Origin of the sequence: Microbacterium sp. TPU 3598 (assembly GCF_002356155.1) — a bacterium.
GTDB lineage: Bacteria > Actinomycetota > Actinomycetes > Actinomycetales > Microbacteriaceae > Microbacterium > Microbacterium maritypicum_A.
Genome location: NZ_AP017975.1, coordinates 3,532,776 through 3,550,502 on the forward strand (window position 1 = coordinate 3,532,776; position 17,727 = coordinate 3,550,502).

The 17,727-nt window shown below is 68.2% G+C and carries 17 protein-coding genes; 2 read left to right on the forward strand and 15 right to left on the reverse strand.

The window, feature by feature from the left end; genetic code table 11:
- The 11 genes from MST3598_RS16875 to MST3598_RS16925 all read right to left on the reverse strand — a co-directional run bounded on the left by MST3598_RS16875 (nucleotide 1) and on the right by MST3598_RS16925 (nucleotide 12,145).
- Complete coding sequence (locus tag MST3598_RS16875) at nucleotides 1-1,905, reverse strand: hypothetical protein (protein WP_231924892.1); 1,905 nt, start codon at nucleotides 1,903-1,905, stop codon at nucleotides 1-3.
- Nucleotides 1,895-2,776 (reverse strand): TIGR03943 family putative permease subunit, encoded by an 882-nt coding sequence (locus tag MST3598_RS16880; RefSeq protein ID WP_231924893.1) that lies wholly within the window; start codon nucleotides 2,774-2,776, stop codon nucleotides 1,895-1,897. The genes MST3598_RS16875 and MST3598_RS16880 overlap by 11 nt, the downstream gene beginning before the upstream one ends.
- Nucleotides 2,769-3,809, reverse strand: a complete 1,041-nt coding sequence (locus MST3598_RS16885; protein ID WP_021201612.1) for a permease — start codon at nucleotides 3,807-3,809, stop codon at nucleotides 2,769-2,771. Before MST3598_RS16885 ends, MST3598_RS16880 begins: the two co-directional genes overlap by 8 nt.
- Nucleotides 3,806-4,222: a Fur family transcriptional regulator gene (locus MST3598_RS16890; protein WP_021201611.1), complete on the reverse strand. Its 417-nt coding sequence runs from the start codon at nucleotides 4,220-4,222 to the stop codon at nucleotides 3,806-3,808. The genes MST3598_RS16885 and MST3598_RS16890 overlap by 4 nt, the downstream gene beginning before the upstream one ends.
- A 46-nt stretch (nucleotides 4,223-4,268) precedes the next feature.
- Nucleotides 4,269-5,147, reverse strand: coding sequence for a metal ABC transporter permease (locus tag MST3598_RS16895; protein WP_021201610.1), 879 nt, complete (start codon nucleotides 5,145-5,147; stop codon nucleotides 4,269-4,271).
- Nucleotides 5,144-5,998 (reverse strand): metal ABC transporter ATP-binding protein, encoded by an 855-nt coding sequence (locus MST3598_RS16900; protein WP_029260631.1) that lies wholly within the window; start codon nucleotides 5,996-5,998, stop codon nucleotides 5,144-5,146. Before MST3598_RS16900 ends, MST3598_RS16895 begins: the two co-directional genes overlap by 4 nt.
- Nucleotides 5,995-7,026, reverse strand: a complete 1,032-nt coding sequence (locus tag MST3598_RS16905; protein WP_029260632.1) for a metal ABC transporter solute-binding protein, Zn/Mn family — start codon at nucleotides 7,024-7,026, stop codon at nucleotides 5,995-5,997. Before MST3598_RS16905 ends, MST3598_RS16900 begins: the two co-directional genes overlap by 4 nt.
- A 183-nt stretch (nucleotides 7,027-7,209) precedes the next feature.
- The gene (locus MST3598_RS16910; RefSeq protein ID WP_029260633.1) at nucleotides 7,210-8,898 is read right to left on the reverse strand and encodes a glycoside hydrolase family 13 protein; all 1,689 of its coding nucleotides are present in this window, start codon (nucleotides 8,896-8,898) and stop codon (nucleotides 7,210-7,212) included.
- A gap of 75 nt (nucleotides 8,899-8,973) precedes the next feature.
- Nucleotides 8,974-9,852 (reverse strand): carbohydrate ABC transporter permease, encoded by an 879-nt coding sequence (locus MST3598_RS16915; RefSeq protein ID WP_021201606.1) that lies wholly within the window; start codon nucleotides 9,850-9,852, stop codon nucleotides 8,974-8,976.
- Nucleotides 9,852-10,799, reverse strand: a complete 948-nt coding sequence (locus MST3598_RS16920; RefSeq protein ID WP_172889164.1) for a carbohydrate ABC transporter permease — start codon at nucleotides 10,797-10,799, stop codon at nucleotides 9,852-9,854. The genes MST3598_RS16915 and MST3598_RS16920 overlap by 1 nt, the downstream gene beginning before the upstream one ends.
- A complete protein-coding gene (locus tag MST3598_RS16925) occupies nucleotides 10,796-12,145 on the reverse strand; it encodes an ABC transporter substrate-binding protein (protein WP_051671228.1) in 1,350 nt (449 codons plus the stop codon). Before MST3598_RS16925 ends, MST3598_RS16920 begins: the two co-directional genes overlap by 4 nt.
- Before the next feature lie 100 nt (nucleotides 12,146-12,245).
- Between MST3598_RS16925 and MST3598_RS16930 the strand changes: the two genes are divergently transcribed.
- Nucleotides 12,246-13,460, forward strand: a complete 1,215-nt coding sequence (locus tag MST3598_RS16930) for an ROK family protein (protein WP_029260636.1) — start codon at nucleotides 12,246-12,248, stop codon at nucleotides 13,458-13,460.
- A 74-nt stretch (nucleotides 13,461-13,534) separates the two neighbouring features.
- On the opposite strand, the gene MST3598_RS16935 is transcribed toward MST3598_RS16930, so the two are convergent.
- From MST3598_RS16935 to MST3598_RS18445, 4 genes are all read right to left on the reverse strand, one after another.
- On the reverse strand, nucleotides 13,535-14,164 hold the full coding sequence (locus MST3598_RS16935; protein WP_081860209.1) for an ArsR/SmtB family transcription factor: 630 nt from the start codon (nucleotides 14,162-14,164) through the stop codon (nucleotides 13,535-13,537).
- Entirely contained in the window at nucleotides 14,098-14,460 is a 363-nt protein-coding gene (locus tag MST3598_RS16940; protein ID WP_136053561.1) for a hypothetical protein, read from the reverse strand. The genes MST3598_RS16935 and MST3598_RS16940 overlap by 67 nt, the downstream gene beginning before the upstream one ends.
- A gap of 582 nt (nucleotides 14,461-15,042) precedes the next feature.
- Complete coding sequence (locus MST3598_RS18440; RefSeq protein WP_157749869.1) at nucleotides 15,043-15,201, reverse strand: hypothetical protein; 159 nt, start codon at nucleotides 15,199-15,201, stop codon at nucleotides 15,043-15,045.
- 109 nt (nucleotides 15,202-15,310) lie between these two features.
- A complete protein-coding gene (locus MST3598_RS18445; protein ID WP_136053563.1) occupies nucleotides 15,311-16,255 on the reverse strand; it encodes a hypothetical protein in 945 nt (314 codons plus the stop codon).
- A 280-nt stretch (nucleotides 16,256-16,535) separates the two neighbouring features.
- On the opposite strand from MST3598_RS18445, the gene MST3598_RS16955 reads away from it, so the two are divergent.
- On the forward strand, nucleotides 16,536-17,726 hold the full coding sequence (locus MST3598_RS16955; protein WP_029260641.1) for an AAA family ATPase: 1,191 nt from the start codon (nucleotides 16,536-16,538) through the stop codon (nucleotides 17,724-17,726).
- Nucleotide 17,727: the final 1 nt, after the last annotated feature.

Below are 17,727 nucleotides of genomic sequence, written 5' to 3' on the forward strand. Positions count from 1 at the left end.
TCAGAAGCGCGGAGCCGTCTGGCACCACGAGGCGTCGAAGCCGGTGAGGGCGACGATCTCCTTGCCGGAAGCCATGTCGATCAGGTGGGTCTCGACGTTCTCGGGCAGCGGCAGCAGCATCCCGTCGTAGGCGTTGTTCGCCAGGTCGGGAGCGACGACGACGGCGGCGTACTGGCCGCTCGGCGACGCGCAGGCCTGCAGGATCGAGTCCGTGGATCCGACCTCGACCAGCGGGGTCGCCGCGCCGTCGTCGTTGACGCGCACGACCACCTGTCCGATCGGCAGCCCCTCGTCGTCGCGAGCGATCACGTGGCGCAACGTGCCACCGGGATACGGCGTGATCGAGCTCGCCGTCCCGTAGTCGGGATCGGATGCCGCGAGCGGCTGCTCCGACCCGTCTGCGAGGTTGAGTTCGACCACGGCCCCGTCGAGCCGTTCGACGATCGCCGTGTAGGTGCCGCGGGAGATCCCCTGGATGGTGGCCGCGAGGCCGAGGGACTGCACACCCGTGTCGGTCGAACGGTCGACGAGCGAGAGGGCTCCGTCGAAGTCGATGAACAGCACGGCTGCGCTGTCGGGCACGAACTGCCAGACGAAGACGCTCGCCTCGGCGCCGGCGACCTCGATGATCTGCGGGTCGTCATCGCCGCTCAGCGACTGGGTGACCAGCACGCTCGCACGCCCCTCGGTGTCGCTGAGCTCCTTGTCGGAGTAGCTGTAGCCGACGAGGCCGCCGCGTTCGGAGACCTGGATCGCGCCCACGTATCCCTCACCGGGAAGAGTGAGCTCGCGCTGGTTCTTGCCGTCGCGGTCCATCACGAGCAGGCGGGACCCGTCGTCCTCCTCGACCGACACCACGAGCTGCGTGGAGGTCGCGCGGAAGTCGTTGATCTTGTCGTGCTCGAAGACCGGGACGGCCTTCTCGCCGCTGAGGTCGGTGAGGAAGATCTTGTCCTTGCCCGCGACATCGCGACGCAGCAGGAAGATGTTCGACGGCGGCGTCGTGAAGCTCGTGGTCAGCGTCGTCTTCGGGCCACCGCCGGCACCGACCACATCGGCGACACGGACCGTGTACTCGGTCGAGTCGTCGAGCGGGACCGTGAATCGCACGCCCACGCCGCGCCCCGAGGCATCCACCGTGAAGGGCACCTCCGGCTCGACCGTGACCTGCGCCGGGTCGATGTCGGCGAGTGCCTGGTTCGCAGTGAGGATCACGCGGCTGCCGGACGATTCGATCGCCTGTGCCGCATCGACCTGCACATCGCTGATGCGCGGGCCCTGAAGGAGGCTGGCGATGCCCAACCCCGTCCCGACGACGACGAGCACCCCGAGGACCGCGGCAACCGTGAGCACGAACCGGCGTCGGCTCCCCGGCGGGGGCGGGACCCGGCGCTCGGCGGCGGCGCGGGGGATCGGCGGCGCATACGGGTCCGCTGTCGCGTCCTGTGCCGCCGCACCGGCCGCTGCACCGGCCACCGCGCTCTCGACGACGGGTTCCGGTGCGGCGCCGACGAACACGGGTTCGGTCGCGAGGGGGACGGGCGGAAGAGCGGTCGCCTCCGCATCCTCGCGCGCCGCAGCCTCGAAGGCGGCCATCTTGCGGGCGGCGGCCTCCTGCTCCGCGACCTCACGGTCACCTGCCTCACGGACCGCGGCTTCACGAGCAGCGGCTTCACGCGCAGCCGCCTCGCGCGCAGCCGCTTCGTCTGCACCGGCAGGTTGCTGATCGCCCGGCCGATCGGCCGGGGTGGGCTGGTCGGCGGGCGGTGCGACATGGTCGGCAGACGCCACCGCGCGGTCGATCCGCTCGGCCTCCGCCGCTTCGGCAGCTTCTCGCGCTGCACGCATCTCCGCGCGGGTGCGCGGGACGGCGGGCACCTCTGGGCGCTCGTCGTCAGTACTCATAGGGGTCTCCCGGCTCATCGATCGCGACGACATCGGTCGGCTCGATGCGGAGCTTGCCGTCGGCATCCGCGCGCACGGTGCCGGTGATCTCGACCCATTGGCCGGTCGCGTACTCGTCGGGCTTCACATCGACGGGCAGAACGGCGGTCTGCGCATCGATCACGCAATGCGTGATGACCAGACGGGTCAGGTTCACACCGTCGTCTCCCGACGCGCCCGGCGTCACGAAGCCCGTGAGCTTCACCGCGGCGCCGTCGTAGGCGGCCGTGTTCGTCGCCGCCGTGAAGACACTCGCCCAGTCGCCGACGCCGAACGTCGACGTGTCGGCCACGCCGAGAGCGACCGAGTCCGCGCCGGCGAACAATGCGCTCTGCTCTCCCGCGCGCGACATCGCGAGCTCGACCGACAGGGAGGCCGGCGGCAGGACGAGACCCGCCACGACGACACCCGAGGCGATGACTCCGCCGGCGACGGCCGCGACTCCGGCGAGCGCGCGGCGAGAGGAGGCCGGGGCACCATCGTGATCAGCACCGTCGTGATCCGCACCGTCGTGATCCGCACCGTCGTGATCCGCACCGTCGTGATCACCGTGGACTGCGGGAGCGGGCACAGGCCCGTGGTCGTGGCCGTGGTCGCTCTCCTCCCCCAACGGGAGGGTGCACGACCAGATCGCTCCGGCCAGAGTCACGACCGCGGCGGTGCAGGCGAACCACACCGACTCCGGGCTGATGTAGAGGTTGAGACGCCCCGTGAGACCGAGGCCGAGGGTGACGACCGAGATGACGGTCGCGAGCCCCACACCCAGCCAGCGGGTGCCGAGTGCACGTATGCGGGTGGCGGTCTGCTCGGACCGCGCCGTCTGCTCAGACAAGGACGTTCACCCCGATACCGATCGCGAAAGCCGAGGCGAGCACGATGCCGACGATCCCGACGAGCGTGCGCGCGGTGAACGTGGTGCGCATGAGCGCCAGCATCTTGATGTCGACGAGTGGACCGACGAGCAGGAAGGCGACGAGGGCGCCGGACGAGAACGTCGAGGCGAACGAGAGCGCGAAGAACGCATCGACGTTCGAGCAGATGGCCACCGTCATCGCGAGCGCCATCATGGCGACGATCGACAGCACCGGGTTCGACCCGATCGCGAGCAGCCACTCGCGCGGGATCAGTACCTGCACGGCCCCGGCGAGCGCCGAGCCGATCACGAGTGCAGGCATGACGGCGCGCAGCTCGATCAGGAACTGGGTGAGACTGCGGCGCACCGGCGTGCCCGGTTCGTGGGTGACCAGCTCGCAGGTGTCGACGAAGCGCTGGGTGAGCATGCCGTCCGGGTCGGGGTGGCGGCTGTAGATCCAGCCGATGAGGTTCGCGATGAGGTAGCCGCCCACGAGCCGGGCGACGAGGATCCCACCGTCCCAGCCGAAAGCGGCGTGCGTGGTGAGGATCACGATCGGGTTCACGATCGGCGCGGCGATGAGGAACGTCATCGCTTCGGCCGGCGCGAGGCCGCGCATCATGAGGCCACGGGCGAAGGGCACGTTGCCGCACTCGCACACCGGGATCAGCATGCCCAACAGCGACAGCACCGCACGGCGGGCCCACGCGCGCTTCGGCAGCCAGCGGTGGATCGCATCGGCCGGGAGCCACACCTGCACGACGATCGAGAGCAGCACGCCGAGGATGACGAACGGCAGGGCTTCGATGAGCACACTCAGCGCGAGGGTGAGACCGTCCTGCGCGCGGGTGGGCAGCGAGGCGGGGAACAGCGTCGGCAGGAAGGCATCGATCAGGAAGAGCGCGGCGATGATGGCAGCGCCCAGGCCGACGCCGATCCATGCCGATCGCGGCGAGGGCGCCGGGCGATGGGAGTGGCCGTGACGGGTCGCCGTTGCTGCCGAGGAGCTCACGCGGACGCGGCCCTCTCGGCGTCGCGCTTGTTCGCACACGGGGTGCACAGCCCGAAGATGTCGACCACGTGGGCGGCCTCGGTGAAGCCGTGCAGTGCCGCGGTGCGGTGCGCCCACTGCTCGACGTCCTTGGCCTCGATCTCGACGGTCAGACCGCAGGATCGGCAGATGAGGTGGTGATGGTGGCCCTGCGTGGTGCAGGCGCGGTACAGCGCCTCGCCCTCGGGACTCTGCAGCGAGTCGGCGTCTCCGGAGGCGGCGAGTCCGGCCAGCGCACGGTAGACGGTGGCGAGGCCGATGCCGGTGTTGTCGTCGCGCAGCGCGGCGTGCAGGCTCTGCGCGCTCACGAATCCGCGCGCGTCGGCGAGTGCTTCGCGCACACGTTCGCGCTGCCAGGTGTTCCGCTGAGCCATACGAAGAGTCTAGGCCGCGGGGGTTGGCGAGGGCTGGGAGAGGATTTCAGGCACGCACACGGCGCACTCGGGCCCGCGCCTTCTGCACGATCCAGCACACCACGTAGATCGTGAACGACAGGGTCGTGATGTACGGGCTCACCGGGAGCGTGCCGGCGAGGGCCAGCAGGATGCCGCCGACCGCGGACACGAAGCCGAACAGCGCGGCCAGCAACGGCACGGCGATGGGGCCTGCGGTGACGCGCATCGCGGCGGCCGCGGGGGTGACCAGCAGCGCCATCACCAGGAGGGCCCCGATGATGTGCACGCTCACCGCGACGATCAGGCCGAGCAGCACCATGAACAGCAGGCTGACGGCACGGGTCGGCACGCCGCGGGCCGCGGCCGATTCCGGGTCGAGCGAGTCGAACCGCAGCGGGTTCCACATCACCAGCAGACCGATCAGCACGACCATGCTGATGCCGATCAGCCAGCCGAGGTCGGGGCTCGAGACCGAAACGATCTGGCCGGTGAGCAGGCTGAAGCGGTTGGCGCTGCGGCCGTCGTAGAGCGAGAGGAACAGGATGCCGAGGCCCAGGCCGAACGGCATGAGCACACCCACGATGGAGTTGCGGTCCCTGGCCTTGGCCCCGAGGACCCCGATCAGGATGGCGGCGACGAGCGCTCCGCCGAGAGACCCGGCTACGACGCTGCCGCCGAAGAGCAGGGCGGCAGCCGCTCCCGCGAATGACAGCTCGCTCACGCCGTGCACCGCGAAAGCCAGGTCGCGCTGCATCACGAAGACGCCGATGAGTCCGCCGACGATGCCGAGCACCGCGCCGGCGATGATCGAGTTCGCGAGCAGGGTGACGAGCTCGCCGTAGTCCTGGAACGAGAAGACGTCGCTCCAATCGACCAGCGGCACCATGCCCAGTGCGACGCTCATGCCGCTCCTCCGTGCTCGTGGTGTCCGTGGTCGTGGTGTCCGTGCTCGTGGTCGTGGTGGGGCTCGGCGTCCGGCACGCCCACGACCACCAGCCGGTCGCCCGCGCGGAGCACGAACACCGGAGTGCCGTAGAGGTCGGTGAGCACGCGCGTCTGCAGCACCTCGTCGGGGGTTCCGAGCAGGAACCGTCCGCCGGCGATGTAGAGGATGCGGTCGACCCGGCCGAGGATCGGGTTGATGTCATGGGTGACGAACAACACCGCCGCCTCGCGCTCACGGCGCTGACGATCGATGATGTCGGTCACGGCGACCTGGTTCGCGAGGTCGAGGTTCGACAGCGGCTCGTCGCACAGCAGCAGAGCCGGCTCGTCGGCGAGGGCCTGACCGACCCGCAACCGCTGCTGCTCGCCGCCCGAGAGCAGTCCGACCCGGCGATCGGCGAAGTGCGAGGCGCCGACCGCCTCGAGCAGGTGGTCGACCTTGGCGCGGTCGCCACGGTGCGGGATCGGGAAGCCGAAGCGGCTCCCCTGCACGCCGAGGGCGACGAGGTCGCGGGCTCGCATGCTCGTGTCGGGGGCGAGCGAGCGCTGCTGCGGGATGTACCCGATACGGGAGTTACCGCGGTGCACGGGCTCACCCGCGACGCGGATCGTGCCCGAAGACAGCGGTTGCAGGCCCAGGATGCTCCGCAGCAGGGTGGTCTTGCCCGACCCGGAGGGGCCGAGCACCGCGATGAACTCCCCCGGCTCGACCGTGAGGTCGAGGCCCGACCAGAGTTCGCGATCACCGCGCTGCAGCGACGCGTCGGAGATCTCGAGGACCGGATTCCCGCGCTGTGCGGCGCCGCTCACGACTTGACGGCGGCGGCGAGGCTCTGGATCGCGTCACTCATCCACTCAGAGTACGACGATCCGTCCTCGAGCAGCTCCGTGAAGGCGACGACGGGGATGCCGGCGTCCTTCGCCGCGGTTTCGACGCGCTGGGTCTCGGACCCGCCGGTCTGCGCGTTGGTCAGCAGTGCCGTCACCTGACCGCTGTCGATCACGTCGAGCGCCTGCAGCAGCACGGCCGGGGCGACGTCGGTGCCTTCTTCGACCGACTCGGCGAATCCGTCGGGGGTGACATCGGTGAATCCGGCGGCGGCGGCGAGGTAGCCGGGCAGCGGCTCGGTGATGAAGACGTCGACGTCGGGCGCCTCCGTCTTGAGAGTCGCCAGCTCGGTCTCGAAGCCTTCGAGGTCGGCGGTGAGGGTGGCCGCGTTCGCGGCGAACTCCTTCGCACCGTCGGGGTCGAGCTCGGTCAGCTCGTCGGCGATGGCCTCGACGACGTGGATCATGGTGTGCGGGTCGAACCAGACGTGCTCGTTGAAGCCCTCGATGTGGTCGTGGCCCTCGTGCCCGGCCTCGTCGTCGGCGTGATCGTGCACCTCGTCCTCGGGCGCGTCGCTCTCCTCGGGGGCAGCGCTCGCCGACTCGTCGGCGTGGTCGTGGCCCGCCTCGTCGTGACCCTCGTTCCCGGGGAAGTCGTGCGAGTACTCGACGGCTGTGACCACATGCGGGTCCTTCGCGTCCTGCAGCAGCGTGTCGATGAAGGCGTCGTAGCCGCCGCCGTTCTCGATCACAAGGTCGGCCTTCTGCACCGTGAGCCGGTCGCGGGCGCTCGCCTCGTAGGAGTGCGGGTCCTGCGAGGCGGAGGTGATGATCGACTGCACGTCGACGCGATCGCCGCCGATCGTCGCGGCGATGTCGCCGTAGACGTTGGTGCTCGCGACGACCGTGATGGTGCCGTCGTCGCCCTCCCCCGCCGAGGGGGTGGAGCATCCGGCCAGCGTGAGAGCGGCGACGGATGCGAGGGCGAGGGCGACGACGGGCTTCTTCATGCCTTCACTCTAAACGCTAATGAGAACCATTATCAAATCCTTCGCCCTGCCTGCCTGCCCGCCCCGCTGCCTGCCTGCCCGCCCGCCCGCCAAAACGGAGACGATTCGACGTTCACGCGGGGTGTCGGTGATCAACACCCCGCGCGCGACGCGAATCGTCTCTGTTTTCGCAGCTGCGGGAGCTCAGGCGCGCAGCTCGGCCGGCGCGATCCAGACCGTGGCCTCGCCGGGAAGGGTCGAGCCCTCGAGCGGAGCACTCGCGAGTACGACGTCGGCGGCATCCGCACCGAGCTCGACAGGCGCGGCGCCGAAGTTCGACACCACCTGCCAGCCGTTCGGGCGGGCGAAGCGCAGCACATCGTCGCGGCCGGTCTCGATCCACCCCAGGGTCTCGCCGGTCTGCAGCAGGTGCCGCAGGCGCAGAGCCTCCCGGTACAGCGAGAGCGTCGACGACGGGTCCGCCGCCTCGACGTCGACCGCATACTGCGCGAACCACTCCGGCTGCGGAAGGTGCGCGCCTGCGGCCCCGAATCCGTACGAGGACCCCGCAGCAGTCCACGGCAGCGGCACGCGGCATCCGTCCCGACCGAGGCCGTCGAACTCGGCACCACGGAAGAAGCCCGGATCCTGACGCTGCTCCGGCGTGATCTGCGCGACCTCGTGGAGACCGAGCTCCTCCCCCTGATAGAGATAGGTGCTGCCAGGCAGGCCGAGCAGCAGCAGGGTGGCCGCGTGCGCCCGGCGGAGCCCGCCCTCACGGTCCAGTGCATCCGCCGGACCACCGGCCTTCACCCACTCGGTGCCCTGCTTGACCGGACGGCCGTTCAGTGCCGGGAGCCCATAGCGGGTGGCATGGCGGGTGACGTCATGGTTCGACAGCACCCAGGTGGTCGACGATCCGGTCGCCGCCGCCTGCTGCAGGTTGTCGGCGATGATGCTGCGGAACTGCGTGGCGTCGAAGTCGGCGACCAGCAGATCGAAGTTGAACGCCTGCCCGAGCCCCTCGGCCGACGCGTACTTCGCCCGGCGCTCCGGCGTCTCCACCCAGGCCTCGGCGACGGCGGTGCGCGGCGGGTCGTACTCGTCGAACACCGCACGCCACTCGGCGTAGATCTCGTGCACGTCGTCGCGGTCGACCATCGGGTGCGTGCCCGAGGTGCGGTCCATCGCGTCGAGCTCGGCACGCGAGGGCAGCGGTTCGCTGAGGTCCTTCGTGAGCATGTGGGCGACGTCGATGCGGAATCCGTCGACACCGCGGTCCGACCAGAAGCGCAGCGTCTTCAGGAAGTCGGCGCGCACCTCGGGGTGGTCCCAGTTCAGGTCGGGCTGCTCCACGGCGAAGTTGTGCAGATACCACTGCCCGTCTTCCACGCGCTCCCAGGCACTGCCGCCGAACACCGAATCCCAGTCGGTCGGCGGCTCGGAGCCGTCGGGTCCGGTGCCCTCGCGGAAGATGTACCGGTCGCGCGCCGCCGAGCCGCGCCCCGCAGCGAGCGCCTCCTGGAACCACTCGTGCTGGTCGGACGAGTGGTTCGGGACGATGTCGACGATCACGCGGATGCCGCGGGAGTGCAGCGCCTCGACCATGTCGTCGAAGTCGGCGAGGGTGCCCAGCCGCGGGTCGACGTCACGGTAGTCGGCGACGTCGTATCCGCCGTCGGCGAGCGCGGACGGATAGAACGGGCTGAGCCAGACCGCATCGATGCCGAGGCCCTGCAGATAGTCGGCCCGGGAGACGATGCCGGGGATGTCACCGATGCCGTCGCCGTTCGCGTCGGCGAAGCTGCGCGGGTAGATCTGGTAGACGGCGGCCTGACGCCACCACGCGGCGTCTTCGGCGGTGCGGGTCTCGGCGAGAAGCGCGTCGGTCATGAGGGGAGGACTCCTTCTGTGTTTCCGGTGGTTCGGTGGCTTCGAGCGGTTCGGGCGGTTCGAGCGGTGCGGCGGTCAGCCCTTGACGGCGCCCTGGGTGACGCCCTCCATGACCCACCGCTGCGTGAACAGGTAGGCCACGATCGCGGGCGCCATCGCCATGAGGTACGAGGCGAAGGCGACGTTGTAGTTGTTGCTGAACTGGTTCTGGAACAGGTTCTGCCGCACCGGCAGCGTCTGCAGCGCCGGATCGGCGATGATGAGCGACGGCATCATGAAGTCGTTCCAGGCGTAGAGGAAGGCGAAGATGCCGACCGTCGCACTCATCGGGGCGAGCAGCGGGAAGATGAGCTTCCAGAACGTCTGCCAGGTCGTGGCTCCGTCGATGCGCGCGCTCTCCTCGAGCTCGATCGGTATCGAGCGCAGGAACGCGGTGAACAGCAGCACGCTGAAGCTCAACTGGAACATGGTCGCGAGGATGATCACGCCGAACGGGTTGTCGAGCCCGACGCGTCCGGTGAGCTGGATCTGCGGCAGGGCCACGACCGGGAACGGGATGAACATCGCCGCGAGCAGGTAGAAGAACGAGTAGCGGAACAGCCGACGGTCCCAGTTGCGCACGATGGCGTAGGAGGCGAAGGCCGCCAGCACGATCGTCGCGATCACGGTGCCGGCGGTGACCAGCAGCGAGATGCCCGCACCGACGGGGAACTTCGTCAGCGTCCACGCCTCGACGAAACCGTCGACGCTGAACGGGGCCGGCAGCGAGAAGGCATTGCCGTCGACCGCCTGACCCGTGGTCTTGAGCGCCATCGAGATAGTCACGTACAGCGGCAGGAGCACGGTCACGGCGCACAGGATCAGGATGATCGTGCCCGACCAGTTGACGCGCTCCATGCGCACGCGCGGCTTCTTGCCCGAGGTGGGGACAGTGGTGAGTGTCTGCGTCGACATCAGAGTGCGTTCCTTCCGCGCGTCAGCGACAGCTGGAGGAGGGAGATGAGCACGGCGACGATGAAGAAGATGGTCGCGTTGGCCATCTGATAGGCGTAGTCGCCGCCGTTGAAGCCCGCGATGATCGTCATCGCGACGCTGCGGGTGGAGGTTCCGGGGCCTCCGTTGGTGAGGCCGACGATGATGTCGTAGGCGTTCAGGAACCCCTTGAATCCGAGGATCACGTTGATCACCACATAGCCCGCGACGAGCGGGAGCGTGATGCGGGTGAGCTGCTGCGCCTTGCTGGCGCCATCGATGCTCGCCGCCTCGTACACCTCGCCGGGAACCGAGAGAAGGCCGGCGATGTAGATCAGCAGGGTGCCGGGCACGGCCTGCCAGGCGGTGACGATGACGATGGCGATCCAGGCGAGGTCGGGGTTGGCGAGCAGGCTCGTCTCGAGCCACGGGATGCCGGCCGCCGCGCCAGCCGCGGGGATCGAGTTCGAGAACAGGAAGTTGAAGACGTAGGCGATGATGATGCCCGAGATCACCATCGGGATCACGAAGATCGTGCGCAGGCCCGTCTTGAAGCGGATGCGCGAGGTGAGCCCGACCGCCAGCAGGAACGCGACCACGTTGACGACGATCACCGTGGCGATCGAGAACCCGAAGGTGAACAGGTAGCTCTGCAGGATCGACGGATCGCTGAACAGCGCGATGTAGTTCGTCAGTCCGTTGAAGCTCCACTCCCCGATGCCGATCGAGTCGGTGAAGCTGAAGAAGATGCCGATGACTCCCGGAACCGTGATCGCGAGCGTGAAGAGCACCAGCGTCGGCAGCAGGAACAGGTAGTAGATCGGCTCGACGCGACGCGTGTGCCGCCGGAGCTTCCGGTCGCCGCCGGTGACGATGAGGGTCGTGCTGTCACCGGGCGCGGTGGGCGTGGTGGGCGTGGTGGTGCTCATGGCGCGGACTCCTCTGTCTCGCCGGAAGCGGATGGGGCGCCGGAAGCGGACGCGGCGTCCTTCGTCGACGGGATCGGCGCGCGGAAGGCGATGCGGGCCCAGTCCGCGTCCATCGTGCGCAGGATGGAGGTCGGAGAGGCGCCGAGCACCATCGCCTGCGCGTAGTTCATGATCGGAAGCGTCTTGGGCACGAGCACCGACGGGCCCTGGTAGATCTGCCCGTTGTCGTAGTACTCGACCATCCCCTCGATGCGGGGGTCGTCGGGGGCGGGAGCACCCTTCGTCGGGGTGAAGCCGAGCTGCGAGGCGTTGTACTCCTCGATGTTCTGCGGCTCGTAGAGGAACTCGAGGAAGTCGCGGGCGGCCTCCTGATGGCGAGAACCCTCGGGGATCATCGCGGCCAGGTCCATGTTGACGCGCACGCCGAGGTCGGCCGGGTCGTCGGTCATCGGCAGCGGGAAGGTGCCCAGCTGCAGGTCGGGTGCGGTCTTCGCGATCTCGCTGAAGGCCCACGGGCCCTGCAGGTACATCGCGGCCTCGCCCTTGCCGAAAGCGAGGTTGCCGTCGCCGTAGCCGCGGCTCGGCGCATCCGCGTTGGTGTAGTCGTTCGCGAGCTGCATCATCTTGTCCATCGGCTCGGCGAAGTCCTTCGAGAACGAGACCGCGGAGTCGGGACCGACGTCCGCGCCCTCATCGGCGAGGGCATCGAAGAAATCGATCACGTCCACCGAGCCGCCCGCGGTGTAGTCGTACCACCCCTGGCCCACGGTCCAGTCGTCCTTGAACGTGCCGTAGAACGGATCGATGCCGGCGGCCTCGAGCTGGTCGCACACCGCGAGCAGCTCGTCCCAGGTCTGCGGGACCTCGAGGCCCTGCGCCTGGAAGATCTCCTTGTTGTAGATGACGGACGCGGCCATCACCGAGTACGGGAGGGCGCTGGTGCGGCCCTCACAGGACCCGTACTGGTCCATCAGCGGCTGCAGGTCGTCGCGGATGCCCGCGGCGGCGTCGGTGCCTGCGAGATCGGTGAGCGCGCAGCGCTGCACGAACCGGGCGATCTCGTAGTTGTAGTTGGCGAGCATGATGTCGGGCGGGTTGCCCCGCACGAAACTCGCCGAGACGACATCGACGCCCGAGGTGTCGATCTCGACCTTCACGTCGCTCTGCGAGGAGTTGTACTCGGCGACGAGGGCGGTCATGAACTCGATCGCCTCGCGCTTGCTGAAGGTGAAGCGGATGGTCTCCGCTCCCGTGTCGGCGGCGCAACCCGCGAGGGCCGTGCCGACCAGGGTGACCCCCAGGGCCGCGGCCGCCGCTCGCACCGCGCGTGTTCGTCTCTCAGACACCGTCGTCCTTCCGTCATATAAATTCCTGCACTAAATCTAGTGAGCGAATTTACTCTATCGAACGGTACTCTCTCATTGGAGGACAGGGAGGTCAAGGGCCATGACAGAAGTCTCCGCAGATCTGGGAACCGGACGCGCGAGCGTCGGTGCCGTCCTCGACTTCGCCTGGACCGCCGGCGAGTTCACCGCGACCGAGGCGATGGCCGGCACCTCCCTGACCCGTTCCACCGCGATCGACGCCATCGACACGCTGGTCGGGGCCGAGGTGCTGCGCGAGCTGCCGAACGCCCGCGCCGCGGGCACCTACCGCTCCGGCCGCCCCTCGCGTCGCTTCGCCCTCGCCCCCGATCTCGGGGTCGTGATCGGTGTCGACGCGGGAGACACCCACCTCGCCGTGACTGTGGCCGACCCCCTCGATCGGACCCTCGTGCATCACCGCGTGGAGTTCGAGCCGGGGCAGTCGGCCGCCGAGCGGCGCACGACGATCCTCGACCGACTGGCCGACGCGCTCGCCGAGGCCGAGGTGACACGCGACCAGGTGCTCGCGCTGTGCGTTGGCGTCGCGGCGCCCGTGAACCGCGACGGCATCTCCCCACCTCACCCCGACGGCTTCTGGGAGCGCACCAACCCCGGGCTCGCCGACGCCCTGCGCGACTGGGCCCCGGTCGTGCAGATCAAGAACGACGCGCAACTCGCCGCCATCGCCGAGGGCGCAGAGGGCGCGGCGATCGGATGCCGCGACTACGTGGCGCTGCTCGCGAGCGAACGGTTCGGCGGCGGCGTGGTGGTCGACGGCCATGTGCTGCACGGTGCGCACGGCGGTGTCGGCGAGGGCGTCGTCTTCGACCACATCGTGGGTGTGGGTTCGGCGTTCGGGCTCCGCTACTCGGTGCAGGATCAGGTGCTCGCGGCCGTGGATTCCGGGGAGATCGCCGCGGACAGCGCGGTGGGTCGCCTCGTCGAGGCCGACCGCATCGACCCCCGTCTGGTCCTGACCCTCGCGGCCTCAGGCGATCCGGACGCCGTGCTGGTCACCTCGCGCGTCGGGGCCACCGTCGCCCGCATCGTCGGCGTGCTCGGCAGCATGTACGACCCGGCGCGCGTCATCGTGTGCGGAGCGGTCGCCGAGAGCATCGAGCCCGTGCTGACCGCAGCCCGTCGCATCCTCCCCGAAGAGCTGCACCTGCCGGCGCCGGAGATCCTCGCGTCGACGCTCGGGGCCGAAGTCGTGTCACGGGGAGCCGTGGCGACCGCCCGGAAGGCGGCGAGGGAGCGTGCCGTTCCCCTCCTCGCGGAGCAGCGCCTCACCGCCTGACGCTCGCGCGCCCGAGCGGCCTGCTTCCGCACGAGTGACCGTACGCTCGCGCGACGCGCGGGTGCCGGAAGCCATCAGGTCGACAGCGTCCGCGGGATACCGAAGAGGGTGTGGAACGCCTCCGCGCCGGCGGGAGAGATCGTCACCGCGCGCGAGGTCGGCTGAGGGCGGATCCAGCCACGGTCGTGCGCGGCGCGGAGGAGGACGGCGCCGAGATGGCCGGAGAGATGCGGGCGCCGTTCGGTCCAATCGAGGCAGGTTCTGACGAGAGGACGACGGGATGCCGGGACCAGCGCGGCCGGCCCCGCGATGCTCTCGAGCAGGTCGCGGCCCGTCGCCGTCACGGCCAGCTCCTCCGAGAGGTGTCCCTGTTCGATGAGAGCGTCGGCGAGCGCGACCCCCAACCGGCCGGCGAGATGGTCGTAGCAGGTGCGGGCCAGGATCAAGTCGTCTCGCACCGTCGCCGCACGAAGGCTCGTGATGGGAGCCGCCTTCCCGGCGTACGCCGTCGCTGCCTCGATGATGTGCGCGGCGTCCGGTGACGCAAGGGTGACATAGGAGTGCCGCCCTTGTCGACGCAGCTCGATCAGCTGGGCGTCGAGGAGCGTCGTCAGATGCTCCGATGCCGTCGACCTCGTCACTCCAGCAGCACGTGCGAGCTCTCCGGCCGTCCATGCCCGACCGTCGAGCAGTGCCAGACACATCTGCACCCGTGTCGGGCTGCTGAGCGCGGCACCCAGCTGGGACACGGAGCGGCGATCGCCTCCACGGTGTGCACGAGGTCGGCGGAGGGGAGGTTGATGACGAGATCCCCGATACGCTCGATGTTCGCGGCCGCCTGCCCTTCGGCCCCCAACCCGAGCATGTACCGGTCGCCCAGCGCCCACGCCGACGAGATCGGGCTGATGTTCGAGGATCCGTCAGGGTTGACGGTGGCGATCAGCGCGACGGGAGTCCCGAAGTACAACACCGGTAGGTCGACGCTCCGCGTGGTTCTCAACTCTCTATTGTCACCAGTCGACGCTTCGGGCCTCACCGAAGTGTGGTTACCATCAGTTATGGGTCGTCCTCTAACCTGAACCGGATCTGCGGTAGTTGGTCTCGGCAAGCACTGGGGTCTCGGATGGGGCTCGACTGGCGGGATCGTCAAACTATGTGATCCGGTGTAGCACGCCCCGGGGCACTAGGGTTGGCGTCCGGCGACGAGCGAGCGCCCCTCACGTTCCTTCGTCGCGGGCACTCTGACTCGTCGGCCTCGCCCATGACCTCGGTCATCGCTTCGTCCAGCAGTTCGCGCTTGCGTTCGAGGTCCGCGACGCGAGCGAGAAGCAGCCAGCTACAGCCGGGGTCCGGCAGCCGCTGGCGCCGCGAAAAGGCAGAACTCGACGCCGCGAGGAGTTGTGCTCTTCTGGCCGCCGATCACCTCGTCGCGCGACCGATACCTCGGGGTAGTCGTCGACGAGACCATGATCGCCCCCGGGCGGTGAGGGCCGAGATCGCTCGCTGGCCCCGACCCGCTAGGCCGCTGCGGAAACGAAAACGCGCCCTCCCCGCTATGGAGAAGGCGCGTCGTGTGGAAGCGTCAGGATCGAGCTGCGCTAGCGATGAGCAGTCGGTTGTACTCCTGCTGCTCACGCTTGATGTCCCGAGCGACGTCAGTGACGCTGCGGTTCAGTCGAGCTTCGCGCACCTGCTGGCGCGCGCGCGCTTGTTCTTCGGTAAGTCGAATGTTCTGTGCCATATCGTCTCCCCTTCTTTTCTTCAGTGTAACCACGGTTGCTTGTTACGCGCTGTACATGTTCGTTGCACTGCTGTTCCCGTCATTGCCGTACATAACAACACGGATCTTCTTATGCGTGTTCCGCTTCTTGATAGAACACGGCGAGTGCCGACGCGATGACTTCAAGCGCGTAGCCGTCCTCCGGGTCCAGTTGGCGGATATCTGTAGTGTCGACGGAGATCATGCCGTAGATGGCGTTGTCGCCGGTGATGATGGGTGCGGATACGTAGCTGACGTAGTTCCGCCCCACGAGTTGCGTGCTGTAGGTGGCGATGCCGCCAAGGAGATCGTCGAGAACCTTGGCGCCGCGCCCCCCGTCTTCGAGGTTGAACTCCGTTGCCGGGTCAGGGCGCCCCGCTTGGTAGACGACCTCGAGCTGTCCCGGCGTTTCGCCGAAGGCGTGCAGCACCACACGAGTGCTCAGCGCGGTTTTCAGCTGGCTCTTCTCCTCGTCGCGGTACACATTGTTCTGCAGGTAGTCCACGGTGTCTACGAGGACGACCTCGCGCGCGCCGATGCGCTCATCCGCCGTCAGGTGACTGAACTCTCCAAGGTGGGGAAGTAGAACGAGCGAGGCGTACTCCATGACCTTGCGCTCGCGGGCATCCTGTCGACGCGTGCGGTTACCGCGGGTCTTCACCCATTGGGCAGCTGCGGCAACCGGGATACAGCCGACTCCCGCGATTACTGCACCAATGATGATGGCAGTGACGGAGCCTGTGTTCCCCCCGACGATCCAACTTCCGACGAGCGTTCCGATCCAGGGTGCGACGGCCGCGAACGGTGAGGTATGGCAGAACTCGCCGGCTTTCAGGAGTGCTGCGCGGGTGAACGCTCGCGCTGCACGCCAGAGGGAACGAGCGTCGTCGCTCTTCCGCTTGACCTTCGTGGCCCTTTTCTGGGTGTTGCTCTTCGGGACGCCAGGAACGAGCGAGCCCGCGCCTTTGTCCACGTAAGACAGCTCGGCAGCAGCAGGTGCCGGCTCGGCGCCGGGACCCGGCGGGGTGGAGCTCATCTCGTTCCGTTCGTCAGTGCAAGCGGAGCGGGAGCCCCCCTAGTCATCATGGCGGACTCTCAGACAGCCCCCGGACCACCTCACGCCTCGGCAAGAAGTCCGTCAGGATCTGGTCGGAGCTGCAAGAGCTTCGCGTGCTCCCATCGTCATGCTTGGAGACAAGAGCCGTCGTTGACCACGGCCTTCGCTAGTCCGAAAATATGTCCTCAGAGTCCCTGCTCATCATAAGACTGTCCACCAGCGACCGAAGAATGTCTGTCGTTACCCTTAGGCTGTCCACATGGAGCACTTCCCGATTGTCACATCCCTTGTTCGCGTAGCACTGGGAGACGATGCCGAGCGACTGAAGCACCAGGTTCAGCGTCTCATCGAGGCTCTTCGGGCCGAAGGCAACGAACGTCAGGCAACTGCTCTGGTCAAGTTGCTTAACACCAACGCCCGCAGCACCGAGCTCTCCCCTAGCCGGCTCACGCCCAGCGCACCTTCAGCCGTCGGCCTCGAAAGGCTGACGCCCCGCACCCCAGTCCCCGTCGACAAGGACTCGTCCGCACCGCTGGCGACCATCCTCATGCCGGAGGACATCACCGTTACCCTCCCGGTCTTCCCGCGCACTCTTCAGGCCAATGTCGATGCGCTTCTCATGGAGTGGATCAACTCCGACAGGATATGGGAGGCGGGCCTGTCCCCCTCCCCCTCTCTGCTGGTTTACGGCGCTCCGGGCACGGGAAAGACCACACTCGCCCTGTGGCTCGCGCAGCAACTAGGGCGCCCGGTCGTTCTCGCACGGCTTGACGGCCTCATCAGCTCCTACCTCGGCACCACCGCACGGAACGTCGGTGCGCTCTTCGCGTTCGCGAACCGGTACGACTGCGTTCTGGTCCTGGACGAGTTCGATGCCATCGCGAAGGTGCGCGACGACCCCAATGAGGTCGGCGAGATCAAGCGGGTGGTCAACGCGCTCCTTCAAAACATGGACGCGCGCGTCGGCCGCGGAGTCACCATCGGGCTGACCAACCATGAAGGCCTCCTCGACCCAGCCATCTGGCGTCGGTTCGAGGTGCAGCTCGCGGTACCGCTTCCGGAATATGACCAGCGCGTGGAGATCGCGCTGGAGTCACTGGACGGGGTCAACGCAGACCAGCACAACCGCAATGCCGAAGCCCATTTACTCTCCTGGGCCGCGGAGGGACTGTCCGGTGCGGAGCTTCGCACCCTCACTACGAAGTATCGCAAGCGTCGCCTGTTCCGCACGGAGGAGAACACCACGCCGGTGCGCACCGTTGCGCAGGTCGCCGAGTCCACGTCGGTACACATCGACCGCGGGGTGCTCGACCTGCTCCACGAGGACGAGACGACACAGGTACGCCACCTGATCAACCGCCCGTTCAGCAACAGCGACCTCGCGTACCTTTTCGGCTTGAGCACGAAGACGATCCAACGACGAATGACTGACCCTGTCCACGAGGAGTAAG

Bases quoted from the DNA above. Each gene is read 5' to 3' on its own strand.
- MST3598_RS16875 (WP_231924892.1), bottom strand. From the start codon at position 1,905: ATGAGTACTGACGACGAGCGCCCAGAGGTGCCCGCCGTCCCGCGCACC.
- MST3598_RS16890 (WP_021201611.1), bottom strand. From the start codon at position 4,222: ATGGCTCAGCGGAACACCTGGCAGCGCGAACGTGTGCGCGAAGCACTC.
- MST3598_RS16895 (WP_021201610.1), bottom strand. From the start codon at position 5,147: ATGAGCGTCGCACTGGGCATGGTGCCGCTGGTCGATTGGAGCGACGTC.
- MST3598_RS16905 (WP_029260632.1), bottom strand. From the start codon at position 7,026: ATGAAGAAGCCCGTCGTCGCCCTCGCCCTCGCATCCGTCGCCGCTCTC.
- MST3598_RS16910 (WP_029260633.1), bottom strand. From the start codon at position 8,898: ATGACCGACGCGCTTCTCGCCGAGACCCGCACCGCCGAAGACGCCGCG.
- MST3598_RS16915 (WP_021201606.1), bottom strand. From the start codon at position 9,852: ATGTCGACGCAGACACTCACCACTGTCCCCACCTCGGGCAAGAAGCCG.
- MST3598_RS16920 (WP_172889164.1), bottom strand. From the start codon at position 10,799: ATGAGCACCACCACGCCCACCACGCCCACCGCGCCCGGTGACAGCACG.
- MST3598_RS16930 (WP_029260636.1), top strand. From the start codon at position 12,246: ATGACAGAAGTCTCCGCAGATCTGGGAACCGGACGCGCGAGCGTCGGT.
- MST3598_RS16935 (WP_081860209.1), bottom strand. From the start codon at position 14,164: ATGTGTCTGGCACTGCTCGACGGTCGGGCATGGACGGCCGGAGAGCTC.
- MST3598_RS18440 (WP_157749869.1), bottom strand. From the start codon at position 15,201: ATGGCACAGAACATTCGACTTACCGAAGAACAAGCGCGCGCGCGCCAG.
- MST3598_RS18445 (WP_136053563.1), bottom strand. From the start codon at position 16,255: ATGAGCTCCACCCCGCCGGGTCCCGGCGCCGAGCCGGCACCTGCTGCT.
- MST3598_RS16955 (WP_029260641.1), top strand. From the start codon at position 16,536: ATGGAGCACTTCCCGATTGTCACATCCCTTGTTCGCGTAGCACTGGGA.